Annotated in this window: 13 protein-coding genes; 5 read left to right on the forward strand and 8 right to left on the reverse strand. The window is 71.1% G+C overall.

Translation table 11 applies throughout. The features are described 5' to 3' along the window. The first annotated feature begins 71 nt into the window (after positions 1 to 71). On the forward strand, positions 72 to 1502 hold the full coding sequence (pyk, locus tag ACF068_RS00630; protein ID WP_392271955.1) for a pyruvate kinase: 1431 nt from the start codon (positions 72 to 74) through the stop codon (positions 1500 to 1502). 153 nt (positions 1503 to 1655) lie between these two features. Continuing rightward, on the forward strand, positions 1656 to 2150 hold the full coding sequence (locus ACF068_RS00635; RefSeq protein ID WP_392271956.1) for a hypothetical protein: 495 nt from the start codon (positions 1656 to 1658) through the stop codon (positions 2148 to 2150). Positions 2151 to 2299: 149 nt separating this feature from the next. On the opposite strand, the gene ACF068_RS00640 is transcribed toward ACF068_RS00635, so the two are convergent. From ACF068_RS00640 to ACF068_RS00655, 4 genes are all read right to left on the reverse strand, one after another. After that, complete coding sequence (locus ACF068_RS00640; protein ID WP_392271957.1) at positions 2300 to 3610, reverse strand: hypothetical protein; 1311 nt, start codon at positions 3608 to 3610, stop codon at positions 2300 to 2302. Then, a complete protein-coding gene (locus ACF068_RS00645; protein ID WP_392271958.1) occupies positions 3600 to 4133 on the reverse strand; it encodes a DUF6114 domain-containing protein in 534 nt (177 codons plus the stop codon). Before ACF068_RS00645 ends, ACF068_RS00640 begins: the two co-directional genes overlap by 11 nt. Before the next feature lie 94 nt (positions 4134 to 4227). Continuing rightward, on the reverse strand, positions 4228 to 4893 hold the full coding sequence (locus tag ACF068_RS00650) for a DUF6230 family protein (RefSeq protein ID WP_392271959.1): 666 nt from the start codon (positions 4891 to 4893) through the stop codon (positions 4228 to 4230). A 587-nt stretch (positions 4894 to 5480) separates the two neighbouring features. After that, positions 5481 to 6449 carry a tetratricopeptide repeat protein gene (locus tag ACF068_RS00655; RefSeq protein WP_392271960.1) on the reverse strand — a complete coding sequence of 323 codons (969 nt, stop codon included), beginning with the start codon at positions 6447 to 6449 and terminating at the stop codon, positions 5481 to 5483. Between the two features lie 294 nt (positions 6450 to 6743). Between ACF068_RS00655 and ACF068_RS00660 the strand changes: the two genes are divergently transcribed. Further along, entirely contained in the window at positions 6744 to 7370 is a 627-nt protein-coding gene (locus ACF068_RS00660; protein WP_392271961.1) for a TetR/AcrR family transcriptional regulator, read from the forward strand. 25 nt (positions 7371 to 7395) lie between these two features. On the opposite strand, the gene ACF068_RS00665 is transcribed toward ACF068_RS00660, so the two are convergent. Next, positions 7396 to 7887 (reverse strand): GNAT family N-acetyltransferase, encoded by a 492-nt coding sequence (locus tag ACF068_RS00665; RefSeq protein WP_392272665.1) that lies wholly within the window; start codon positions 7885 to 7887, stop codon positions 7396 to 7398. Between the two features lie 62 nt (positions 7888 to 7949). Between ACF068_RS00665 and ACF068_RS00670 the strand changes: the two genes are divergently transcribed. Further along, positions 7950 to 8411, forward strand: coding sequence for a MarR family transcriptional regulator (locus ACF068_RS00670; RefSeq protein WP_392271962.1), 462 nt, complete (start codon positions 7950 to 7952; stop codon positions 8409 to 8411). Positions 8412 to 8504: 93 nt separating this feature from the next. On the opposite strand, the gene ACF068_RS00675 is transcribed toward ACF068_RS00670, so the two are convergent. The 3 genes from ACF068_RS00675 to ACF068_RS00685 form a co-directional block, all read right to left on the reverse strand. Then, positions 8505 to 10205 (reverse strand): methylmalonyl-CoA mutase, encoded by a 1701-nt coding sequence (locus ACF068_RS00675; protein ID WP_392271963.1) that lies wholly within the window; start codon positions 10203 to 10205, stop codon positions 8505 to 8507. Between the two features lie 83 nt (positions 10206 to 10288). Next, entirely contained in the window at positions 10289 to 10621 is a 333-nt protein-coding gene (locus ACF068_RS00680; protein ID WP_392271964.1) for a DUF3817 domain-containing protein, read from the reverse strand. Positions 10622 to 10673: 52 nt separating this feature from the next. Further along, positions 10674 to 11183: a MarR family winged helix-turn-helix transcriptional regulator gene (locus ACF068_RS00685; protein ID WP_392271965.1), complete on the reverse strand. Its 510-nt coding sequence runs from the start codon at positions 11181 to 11183 to the stop codon at positions 10674 to 10676. Positions 11184 to 11342: 159 nt separating this feature from the next. Between ACF068_RS00685 and ACF068_RS00690 the strand changes: the two genes are divergently transcribed. Beyond that, entirely contained in the window at positions 11343 to 12380 is a 1038-nt protein-coding gene (locus tag ACF068_RS00690; RefSeq protein WP_392271966.1) for a glycoside hydrolase family 6 protein, read from the forward strand. Positions 12381 to 12429 lie beyond the last annotated feature (49 nt).

Consider the following 12429-nt stretch of genomic DNA (forward strand, 5'->3'; position numbering starts at 1 on the left):
CCGGTCCGCCCATTTGTACATTCCACCAGACGGAATATTCCGCAGTGAAACAAACCGATAGGATCCGCCTTATGCGCCGTTCCAAAATCGTCTGCACACTGGGCCCCGCCGTCGACTCGTACGAGCAGCTCAAAGCTCTCATCGAGGCTGGTATGAACGTGGCCCGTTTCAACATGAGCCACGGATCCCACACTGAGCACGAGGAGCGGTACCACCGCCTCCGCAAGGCCGCGGAGGACACCGGCCGCGCGGTGGGCGTCCTCGCCGACCTCCAGGGCCCCAAGATCCGTCTGGAAACCTTCGCCGAGGGACCGGTCGAGCTCGTCCGCGGGGACGAGTTCACCATCACCACCGAGGACGTCCCCGGTGACAAGTCCATCTGCGGCACCACCTACAAGGGTCTCCCGGGAGACGTCTCCAAGGGCGACCAGATCCTGATCAACGACGGCAACGTCGAGCTGCGCGTCATCGAGGTCGACGGCCAGCGCGTCAAGTCCATCGTCGTCGAGGGCGGGGTCATCTCCGACCACAAGGGCATCAACCTGCCGGGTGCCGCGGTGAACGTCCCGGCGCTGTCCGAGAAGGACGTCGAGGACCTGCGCTTCGCGCTGCGGATGGGCTGCGACCTGGTCGCCCTGTCCTTCGTGCGCAACGCCGACGACGTCAAGGACGTCCACAAGGTCATGGACGAGGTCGGCATCCGCGTGCCGGTCATCGCCAAGGTGGAGAAGCCGCAGGCCGTCGAGAACATGCAGGACGTCGTGATGGCGTTCGACGGTGTGATGGTGGCCCGCGGCGACCTGGCCGTGGAGTACCCGCTGGAGCGGGTGCCGATGGTGCAGAAGCGCCTCATCGAGATGTGCCGCCGCAACGCCAAGCCGGTGATCGTGGCCACCCAGATGATGGAATCCATGATCACTAACTCGCGCCCCACGCGCGCCGAGGCGTCCGACGTCGCCAACGCGATCCTGGACGGCGCCGACGCGGTCATGCTGTCCGCCGAGTCCTCGGTCGGCGCGTACCCGATCGAGACCGTGAAGACGATGTCGAAGATCGTCACGGCGGCCGAGGAGGAGCTGCTCTCCAAGGGCCTCCAGCCCCTGGTCCCCGGCAAGAAGCCGCGCACCCAGGGCGGCTCGGTCGCCCGCGCGGCCGCCGAGATCGCGGACTTCCTGGACGGCAAGGCCCTCATCGCCTTCACCAAGTCCGGCGACACGGCCCGCCGCCTCTCCCGCTACCGCGCCCAGCAGCCGATCCTCGCCTTCACCACGGAGGCCTCCACCCGCAACCAGCTCGCCCTGAGCTGGGGCGTCGAGTCCTTCGTGGTCCCCCACGTCGACAACACCGACGCGATGGTGGACCTGGTCGACGCCGAGCTGCTGAAGCTCCAGCGCTACAACGCCGGCGACACCATGGTCATCACCGCCGGCTCGCCCCCCGGCGTCCCCGGCACCACCAACATGGTCCGCGTCCACCACCTGGGCGGCGAATCCCGCGCCTGACGCGCGCCCCCGGCGGAGCCCCCGCAACCGGGGGCTCCGGTCCGGGAAACCGCAGTTCACTCACGTGGGCCGCACCGTCCATGGCCGGACGGCGCGGCCCACGTGCGTACCGGCAGGAGAACATCCGGGTAGCCATGGAAAGGTTCAAGGCCAATGGCGGATGCTGAGCCGCCCGCCGAGCTGCGGGACGCCCTGCGGCTGCTGGAGGAGCACCTCGGCAGGTCCCGGTCCGACGCTTCCGACGGCCATGCCCGATGGGAGCTGTACCGGGCGGCCCTCGAATCGGACACGGCCCGGCCGGCCCTGCTGGCCGCCGTCGCCGCCGAACCGGACGGCGCGCTGGCCTCGGGCGTCGTGGGCGAGGCCCTCGAACGGCTCCCCCGCTCCGAGCGGGGCGCCTGGGTCGAGGCCCTCGCACCGGAGGTCCGCGCGTTCGGTGAACGCCGGGCCCGGGAGCTGGCCACCCTGGAGGATCTCCGGTCCGGAGCGGTCGCGGCGGAGCGCGTGCCCGAGATGATCGACGACTGGAGCGACTGGCTCCAGCTCCGTGCCGCCACCGAGGCGGGTGACGGGGCGGTGCTGCGAGCCCTGGCCGCCTCGGGCCGCACCAAGCGCATCCGGCGGACGGCGGCCGAGGCACTCGGCTGAGTCCCGTACCGGCCGGGGGCGGCACCCTGTTCACGGGATGCCGCCGCCGGCCCGGGCGGTAGCCCGTGCCCGGCAAGCGCCGAGGGCCTCCCCACCCGTCATGGGTGGGGAGGCCCTCGTGTCGTGCGGCTCCCGGAAAGGCTGTCCGGTCAGTCGGCCTCGATGAAGTTCTTCAGGCCCGGGACCGTGAGGTCGCCGCCGAACTGGCCGGCCTGGGTGACCTTCACGTTGGTGAAGAAGGCGTACGGGACGTTCAGCGGGGGCGGGGTGTCCGGGCTGAAGGTGATCGGGATGAGGCCGAAGAGGTTGCCCTTCAGCTCCTCCGTGTACATGGTCACCGTGCCGCCGGTGATCGTGGAGGTCGATCCGGGGCGCGAGGTGACGTGGCCCGTGTGGCCGTCGGAGTGGACCGTGAGCTGGTGGAGGTCGTCGATGCTGACGGACTCCGCCGTGAACTTCAGGACCTTCTTGATCTTGCCGCTGCCGGTCTTGACCTCGACGATGCCGTGGTAGTCGAGGCCCCGCAGGGTGAGCTTGGTGCTCTCCAGCTTCCACGGGTCGTCGGGCAGCAGCGGGATGCCGGGCTCCAGCTCGGCCGCGGCGAGGGCCTCCGGGTCGGCGGTGGGGCAGGGGAAGCGCGGCTTGGCGCCGTCCGGGATGTCCTCGTCCTTCTTGGGGTCGAGTCCCTTGGCGTCCTCGGGAAGTTCCTCGACCTCGGCGCCGGCCTTGTCGGCCGCGTCCTTGATCGCTTCCTTGGTCTCGTCGACGACGTCGTCGTCCCGCCCGGCCGGCTTCCCGGCGGGCTTCTCGACCGGCTCGGCCGACGGCTCGGCGGGGTCTTCGGCGGACGGCTTCGCGGTGGGCTGCTCGGTGGAGGGCTCCGCCGTGGTGGGGGCGGTGGCCGACGGGGTGGCCGTCGGCTCCTCGCCGGGGCCGTCGAAGACGTCCTTGATCGCGTCGCCGATGCCCAGCGGGTCCAGCGGGTTCCTGGTCTCGGTGGCTTCGGGGCTCGCGGTCGGGGTCGGGGTCGCGGCGGGGGCCGGGCTCGTGGCGGCGGGAGGCTTCGTCGCGCCGGCCTTGGGCTCGGTGGTGTCCGGTTCCCGCGTCTCGCTCGCGGACGGGCTGGTGCCGGGGGCCGGCTCCTTCTGCTCGTCCGTGCCGGCGGAACCGGTCGCGCTCGGCGACGGCGTGGGCGACGGTGAGGCCGACGCGGTGGGCTTCTCGGACTCGGACGGCTCGTCGGAGCGGGTCACGCACGGCCCGGGCGCGAAGGGGATGTCCTTGTCGTCGGCCAGGGCCGCCTTGGGCGCCATCCCGAGACCGACGATCACGGCGGTGGGCATCGCGGCCAGGGCTATCGCCTTGCTCGCGGGCGCCTGGATCTTGGTCAGCAGCGACTTTCTCGGTGCCGCGTGGCGCGGCCCCTTTCTCGTCACCGGCTGGGTGTCGTCACCCCGCACTGTTCCTCCCGCCGTTGGCGTCGACTGTCGTGCCGGTCCCGTACGCGTCCGTGTCGTCCGTACCGCCGTCCAGCGGGGCCGGGTCGTCCGGCACCTCCACCGTCTCGGCGGGCTCGGCCTCCCGCGGCTTCCCGGGCGCCCAGGCGATGGACATCGCGCCACCGGTGAGGGCGAGCAGGAACCCGATGAGGAATCCGCCCAGGTTGGCCACCGGGATGGAGATCAGGGCCAGCAGGATCGTGGCGACACCGGCGAACACGCGCACGATGGCCTGGAACCACATGGTCAGACCGAGCGTCATCAGCAGGACGCCGATGATCAGTGATCCGGCGCCCGCCGTGGTCGCCATGGAGAGCGTCATCTGCCCGAGCTTGAGGCTCGCGTACGGGAAGTAGGCGATGGGGAATCCGCCCAGCAGGGTGAAGAGGCCTGCCCAGAACGGGCGGGTCTCCCGCCACTGGCGGAACCGCCTGCGGATGACGCGGAGGTAGTGCTCGTTCTGACCCGGTGACTCGGCGCTCATGAAAAGCTCCCTGGAACTGGCATTGCTATCTATAGAGGGAGACGGGCGGGCACGGTCGCCACGGGCATCCCTGCCCGCCCGCATGTTTCACCGGTCAGTAGCACTCGACGTCGGGGCCGTCGCCCCGGTGCAGACGCATGCTCAGACCGCTCAGCTCGAAGGAGCCGGCGGTGGTCGCCCACGCCTTCTGCTTGACACCGGTCAGAACGGCGCGGTCCGCCTGCTGGGCGAAGCCGTTCTGGTTGATGTTCTTGTCCTTGACGGCGGGGCCCTTGCCGGTGCCCTCGTTGTCGGTGTCCTTGGCCGCGACGCCGATGTCGATGTTCTCGAACTTGGCGTCGGCGTCGAGGTCGGTGACGTCGAGGTAGAGGTTCTCCGCGACGACCGGCTTCTTCGGGTCCTGACCCGCCGTCAGCTTCAGCGTGATCTTGCCGAAGACCGGGACGTCGGGGGTCACCACGGACTGGCACATCTTGGTGATCGTGGCGTTCTTGAACGTCGAGATGGCGACCGGCCGCGGAACGACCTGGTTGCCCTCCTTGACGTTCGCGTACCCCATGTCGACGCCGCCGTACTGGGCGAAGCCGCGACCGTCGAGGTGGCCGGCCGTCACCTTGAACTCCTGGCCGGACACGGCGAACGACGCCGCGAGCGCACCCTGGGCCAGACCGACGCCTATCGCGGCCGTCGCGGCCACGCTCGGCACCATGACGACGGCGAACCGCTTCCATCTGGTCCCACCGCGAATCTGGGACTTCATAAGTTTCCTCCTTCTCGGACGTACATCTCCGGATGGGCCCAGGGCCCGTCCTGGGATGGGAGAAGTGCTACGTCCTCGGGAAGGAGAGCGCCCGTGGGTCAGGCGCGAGCCGCGTCCGAATCACCGGCGATCACCCCCGAGCGACAACCACTGGCCACGCGTTCGCGCAACCCTGCTTGGACAGGCCCTGCCGGGATGGGCAGGAACCCCCCTGTCCGGAGCCGGCGGCAGTGTCGCCGGCCCACTCGGTGGGGATCCGCTCCCGTATACGCGGCTGGTTGCCGGGTGGTACGGGATTGGACCGAGCGTGGCCGATCGTGGTCCATTCACGGCGCCGACACAAGAGGGTTCGTTACTGGCTAGTAACGGGTGGATAACCACGCCACGACGGGGTGATGTCGCCCGGGCACACAGGGTGCTACCGACCGGTTCGACAGAAGGTGATTTCAGCGGCAAAAGCCGGACATAAAGCGGGTGTTGATTTACTGGAAGTAACAGCGGCCGCGTTTACCAAGTTTTGGTAAAGCGCGGCCGCATTTTGTCACCGTGTCGCCAAATCGCCCGTGCTCTGACGGGGGGTCAGTGCGTCAGAACAGCACGCGGGCCAGTGCCGCGCGGGCCCGGGTGACCCGCGGGTCGTCGGGGCCGATCACCTCGAAGAGCTCCAGCAGCCGCACCCGCGCCGTGTCCCGCTCATCGCCCGCCGTGCGGCGCACCGTGTCGACGAGCCGGCCGAAGGCGTCCTCCACGTGGCCGCCCACCAGGTCCAGGTCGGCGGCGGCGAGCTGCGCCGGCACGTCGGCCGGGTCGTCCGCCGCGTTCTTGCGGACCAGCTGCGGGTCCATGCCCCGCACCCGGGAGAGCAGCTCCGCCTGGGCGAGGCCCAGCTTGGCCTCGGTGTTGGCCGGGTCGTCGACCAGGACGTTCTTGTACGCCTGGATCGCCCCGCCGAAGTCGTTGGCGTCCAGCGCCTGCACCGCCGCCTCCAGCAGCGCGTCGTACGGGCCGGCCGGCTGCGCCGGGGCCGCGGCGGCGCCGGCCGCGTCCGGTTCGACCGTGATGCCGGTGAGGCCGAACCGCTCCTCGCCCACCCGGATCAGCTCGTCCAGGGTCTGGCGGATCTGCGCCTCGGGCGCCGCCCCCTGGAACAGCGGCAGCGCCTGTCCGGCGACCACCGCGAAAACGGCCGGGATCCCCTGGATCCCGAACTGCTGCATCAGCATCTGGTTGGCGTCGACGTCGATCTTGGCGAGCACGAACCGGCCGTTGTACTCGGCGGCCAGCCGCTCCAGCAGAGGGCCGAGCTGCTTGCACGGCTCGCACCACTCGGCCCAGAAGTCGATGACGACCGGGACCTCGGTGGAGCGCTGGAGGATGTCGCGCTCGAACCCCGCCTCGTCGACATCGATCACCAGGGCCGACGGGGAGACCGCCGCGCCGCCGCCCTCCCGGGCGGCCTGGGCTCGCGCCTGCTCCGCCTTCGCCTTGGCCTCTCCGGCCGCCTTCACCGCGGCGAGGTCGACGACGCCGCTCATGGACATGTTCCTAGGCTGCATGGGTACATCCTCCCCCTTCCGCGCGCGTAACCGGTAAGCCATGGCCGAACCGCGGCCGTCCGCTCGCCCCCCGCCGGAATGCGGGGCGTACGGACGTACGCGATCCGGCTGATGTTTTCGGCACCGGGTCCCCACCCTGGCGCCTGTGGTTGTCGCTCGGGCCGCTCAAAGCCTTTCGCTACGCGTCGTAGCGTAACCCCGATCCGAGCCGTCCGGAGCCCGGGGGGAGCGGTGAACTGCCTCACATGTACGGACCGGTAACACCGGACGTACTCGCCGGTATGGTCGAGCGTCATGTGCAGCAGCTCCACCTCTCCCCGCGGCCGTACCGGTGGTCGCCCCCGCTCGGCGGAGGCCGACGCCGCGATACTCGAGGCGACCCGGGCCGCCCTGGTCGAGCTGGGCTGGTCGAAGCTGACGATGGGCGACGTCGCCGGCCGCGCCGGGGTCGCCAAGACGACGCTCTACCGCCGCTGGGCCGGGAAGAACGAACTGGTCGTCGACGCGGTGGCCGTCCTCTTCGACGAGCTCGAACTGCCCGACCGGGGCAGTCTGCCGGCCGACATCGAGGGCGTGGTGGTGCAGTTCGCCGCCCTGCTGGAGCGGCCCGAGACCAAGACGGCGCTCATGGCCGTCATCGCCGAGTCCACCCGCGACGAGCCGCTGCGCGAGCGGATCCGCACCTCGATCGTGGAGCGGCAGAAGCGCCTCGTCCTGGCGGGCCGGGAGCGCGCCCAGGCCCGTGGCGAGCTCCCCGCGAGCCCGGCGTCGGCCGCCGGGACGGACGACCTGATCTTCGACGTGATCGCGGGGGCCGTGGTCCACCGGGCGCTGGTGAGCGCCGAACCGGTCGACGCGGAGTGGGTCCAGCGCTTCACCGCCCTGCTGCTGGGCGGCCTGGGGGCGGCGGCCCGGACCTGACCGCGGCCCGCGCGGGCGGGCGCCGTCAGAGCGGGCGGTGCATGACGTGCAGGCCCACGTACCCCGCCGAGGGGTGGTGGAAGGCCTCGGGGACCGTGCCGACGATCCGGAACCCGAGCCGCTCGTAGAGCCGTACCGCGTGGACGTTGGTCTCGACGACCGCGTTGAACTGCATGCCCCGGAAGCCCTGCTCCCGTGCCCACGCGATGCTGTGCTCGACGAGGGCCCGGCCCACGCCGCGGCCGCCGTGCGCGGGGTCGGTCATGTAGCTGGCACTGGCGATGTGCGCGCCGTTGCCGGCCTGGTTGCTGTTCATCTTGGCGGTGCCCACCACGGCGCCGGTCGCCTCGTCGACGGCGACGACGGTCCGGTGCGGGGCGGGCAGCATCCACCAGCCGCGCCCCTCCTCCTCGTCCAGGTCCGGTGGGTAGGTGAAGGTGTCCCCGACGGCGACGATCTCGTGGAAGAACGGCCAGATCGCGGACCAGTCCCCGTCCTCGGCCTTCCTGATGGTGATGCGCATCGGGCCAGCATGCCCGGCCTTGACCTCGAGCGCAGTCGAGTTTCTACGGTTCAGGCATGACGATGATCACGCAGTATTCGACCGAGGAACTGGCCGCCCAGCCCGCCGGGGCGTGGACCGGTCTCGCCCACCGCGCGGTCGTCGGCGCGCTGCGCGCGGCCCTGGCCGAGGAGGACCTCACCCAGCCGCACTGGTGGACGCTGAACCACGTCGCCGGGGCCCCCGGCACCTGGACCCGTCCGGCGCTGACGCGCCGCCTGTCGCGCTACGACGACCAGGACACCGATTTCGACGCGGTGTACGACGACCTCGTGGCCCGCGGCTGGGCGACCGAGTCGCCGGAGGGCGCCTTCACTCTCACCGCCGGGGGCGAGGCCGGCCGGCTCCGCGCCCGGGAGCGCAACGCGCGGGTTCACGCGCGGATGCACGAGGGCATCGGGGCCGAGGAGTACGCGGTCGCGGTGAACGTCCTGCGCCGGCTCGTCGCCAATCTGGGCGGCGACGCCGACCTGCCGTAGCGGCGGTCGCGCGTACGGCGGCCGCGCGGGCCCCCGTACCGGAACCGGTACGGGGGCCGCCGTGCGGGCGCGGACACGACCCGCGGATACGAGCTAGAAGCCCGGCGGCTCGGTGTACGTGCCCCACTCGTCGCGCAGGGCGTCGCAGATCTCGCCGAGCGTGGCCTCGGCGCGGACCGCGTCCAGCATCGGGCCGATCATGTTGGAGCCGTCCCGGGCGGCGGCCAGCATGGCGTCCAGGGAGGTGCGTACCCGCGCCTCGTCCCGCTCGGCCTTCCGCGCGCCGAGCACCTTGACCTGCTCGCGCTCGACCTCGTGGCTGACCCGCAGGATCTCCAGGTCGCCGGTGACGGAGCCGTGGTGGCAGTTGACGCCGACGACCCGCTTGTCGCCCTTCTCCAGCGACTGCTGGTACCGGAAGGCGGACTCCGCGATCTCGCCGGTGAACCAGCCGTCCTCGATGCCGCGCAGGATGCCGGAGGTGATCGGCCCGATGGGGTGCTGCCCGTCGGGGTGGGCGCGCAGCCCGCGCTCCTTTATCCGGTCGAAGATCTTCTCGGCGTCGGCCTCGATGCGGTCGGTGAGCTGCTCGACGTACCAGGAACCGCCCAGCGGGTCGGCGACGTTGGCGACGCCGGTCTCCTCCATCAGCACCTGCTGGGTGCGCAGGGCGATCTCGGCGGCCTGCTCGGAGGGCAGGGCGAGGGTCTCGTCGAGGGCGTTGGTGTGCAGCGAGTTGGTGCCGCCGAGGACGGCCGCGAGGGCTTCCACGGCGGTGCGGACGACGTTGTTGTACGGCTGCTGGGCGGTGAGGGAGACACCGGCGGTCTGGGTGTGGAACCGCAGCCACTGCGCCTTGTCGCTCTTCGCGCCGTAGACCTCCTTCATCCAGCGCGCCCAGATGCGGCGGGCGGCGCGGAACTTGGCGATCTCCTCGAAGAAGTCGACGTGGGCGTCGAAGAAGAAGGACAGGCCGGGGGCGAAGACGTCCACGTCCAGGCCCCGGCTGAGGCCGAGCTCGACGTACCCGAAGCCGTCGGCGAGCGTGTAGGCGAGCTCCTGCGCGGCCGTCGCACCGGCCTCGCGGATGTGGTAGCCGGAGACGGAGAGCGGCTTGTACGCCGGGATGTTCCGGGCGCAGTGCTCCATCAGGTCGCCGATGAGGCGGAGGTGCGGCTCGGGCTGGAAGAGCCACTCCTTCTGGGCGATGTACTCCTTGAAGATGTCCGTCTGGAGGGTGCCGTTGAGGACGCCCGGGTCGACGCCCTGCCGTTCGGCGGCGACGAGGTACATGCAGAAGACGGGGACGGCCGGGCCGCTGATCGTCATCGACGTGGTGACGTCGCCGAGCGGGATGTCCTTGAAGAGGACCTCCATGTCGGCGGCGGAGTCGATGGCGACGCCGCAGTGGCCGACCTCGCCGAGCGAGCGCGGGTCGTCGGAGTCACGGCCCATGAGGGTCGGCATGTCGAAGGCGACGGAGAGCCCGCCGCCGCCGTTGCCGAGGATCATCTTGTAGCGCTCGTTGGTCTGCTCGGCGTTGCCGAAACCCGCGAACTGGCGGATGGTCCAGGTGCGGCCCCGGTAGCCGGTCGGGTACAGGCCGCGGGTGAAGGGGTACTCACCGGGCCAGCCGATCCGCTCGAAGCCGTCGTAGGTGTCACCGGGCCGGGGGCCGTAGACGGGCTCCACGGGGTCGCCGGAGAGCGTGGTGAAGTCGGCGTCGCGCTTGCGGGCGGCGTCGTAACGGGCCTGCCAGCGTCGGCGGCCTTCCTCGATGGCGTCAGCGTCCATGCCTCCGAATTTACTAGGACGTCCTAGTAAATGTCGATGGCCGACCGCCGTGCGCGTGGCGCACGGCGGTCCGGGAGGGGCGGCTACGCCTTGACGGCGACCGGCGCGGCGTCCGCCAGCAGCGGCTCGACGTCCCGCGTGACCTTGCGCTCGACGAAGAAGGCGGCGAAGGGGATGGTGCCGGAGAGCAGGATCCACAGGAGCCTGCCGAACGGCCACTTCGCCTTGGAACCGAGGTCGAAGGCGAAGATCAGATAGATGATGTAGAGGACGCCGTGGGCCTGGGAGACCATGAAGGTCACGTCCTCGCCCTGGTCGAACCCGTACTTGAACACCATGCACGTGCAGAGCACGAGCAGCATGACGGCGGTCACATAGGCCATGACCCGGTAGCGGGTCAGCACGCTCCTCTTCATGACAGTGAGCGTAACCGCCCGTTCCGGGCGATCTTCGCGCGGGGACCCCGCCTCACTTCTCCTCGAAGTCGTGCGCCGCGATCCGCAGCGGGCGCAGCATCGCGAAGATCTCGGCGCACTCCTCGGCGTCGTAGGCCCCGAGCCCGAAGTCCATGGCCATCAGGTCCGCCGTCGCCGCCTCGACGACCTCGCGGCCTTTGTCGGTGATGGAGGCGAGGGTGCCGCGCCCGTCGTTGGGGTTGGGGCGCTTGGCCACCAGCCCCGACCTGACCAGCCGGTCGACCGTGTTCGTCACGGACGTGGGGTGCACCATCAGCCGCTCACCGATCTTGGACATCGGCAGCTCGCCCTCCTTGGAGAAGGTGAGCAGCACCAGCGCCTCGTACCGGGCGAAGGTCAGGCCGTAGGGCTTGACCACCGCGTCGACCTCCGCGAGCAGGATCTGGTGCGCGCGCATGATCGAGGTGATCGCGCCCATGGAGGGGACGGGCCCCCAGCGGCGCTCCCAGAGCTCGTCGGCGCGGGCGATGGGGTCGAACGGGAGACTGAGCGGTTTCGGCACGCCGTCGACCATACCGACTGGTCACATGCTGGTCAGCCCCGTCTCGGTGTTCGGTCGCCCGCCACGATGGGACGGTGTCGCAGCCTCGTACCTCTTGCCCGCTATGTCAGGATTGACAGATCCGTCCATCGCGTCGTCAGAGCCATACGAGGGGGCTGGATGTCCGGCCGCAGACCGTTTTGCGAACGCACCGCCCTTCTCGTGGCGGCCGCGTCCGTCACCGCCCTCGCCGCCGCCGGCTGCGCCTCCGGCCCGCGCGGCGAGGGCGGCGGGGAAGCACCCGCCCAGGAGCCGGTCGGCCGCAGCGCGCCGGGCAAGAGCTCGCCGTTCTGGATCGACCCGGCCGGCCCCGCGGTCCGCCAGGTCAAGGTGTACGAGGCCCAGGGCCGCACCGAGGACGCCAAGCTGATGCGGCGGATCTCCGAACGGCCGACCGCCCAGTGGCCCGCCTGGGACGAGCCGGCCGCCGACATCCGCCGGGCCGTGCGCGGCGCGGCCGCCGCACGCCAGCGGGTCGTCCTCGTCGCGTACAACATCCCCCACCGCGACTGCGGCATGTACTCGAAGGGCGGCGCGGCGAGCGCGGAGGCCTACCGGGAGTGGATCGGCTCGTTCGCCGACGCCATCGGGAACGCGCCCGCCATCGTCGTCCTGGAGCCGGACGCCGTGCCGCACATGGTGGACGGCTGCACGCCCGACCAGCACCACCCGGAGCGCTACCCGCTGCTCGCCGGGGCGGTCGACCGGCTCAAGCGGCAGCCGAACACCAAGGTGTACCTGGACGCCGGCAACCCGGCCTGGCTCAAGGACCCGGGCAAGCTGGTGGACCCGCTGCGACGGGCCGGTGTCACCAGGGCGGACGGCTTCGCGCTGAACGTCTCGAACTTCCAGACCACCGCGTCGGTCACCGCCTTCGGCACGGAGCTGTCGGCGCTGCTCGGCGGCGCCCACTTCGTCATCGACACCAGCCGCAACGGCGCCGGCCCCTTCCCCGGCGACGGCGAGGAGGCCTGGTGCAACCCGCCGGGGCGGGCGCTCGGCACCCCGCCCACCGAGGACACCGGCGACGAGCGGGTGGACGCCTACCTGTGGATCAAGCGCCCGGGCGAGTCCGACGGCACCTGCCGGGGCGGCCCGGCCGCCGGGACGTGGTGGCCGGAGTACGCCCTGGGCCTGGCGCGCCGCGCCAAGGGCTGACGGGGCCCGGGGCCGGGCGTTGTCCGGCGGGGCCGGGCGTTGTCCGGCG

It is taken from the genome of Streptomyces sp. NPDC016309 (assembly GCF_043077235.1).
In the GTDB taxonomy this organism is placed as follows: Bacteria; Actinomycetota; Actinomycetes; order Streptomycetales; family Streptomycetaceae; genus Streptomyces.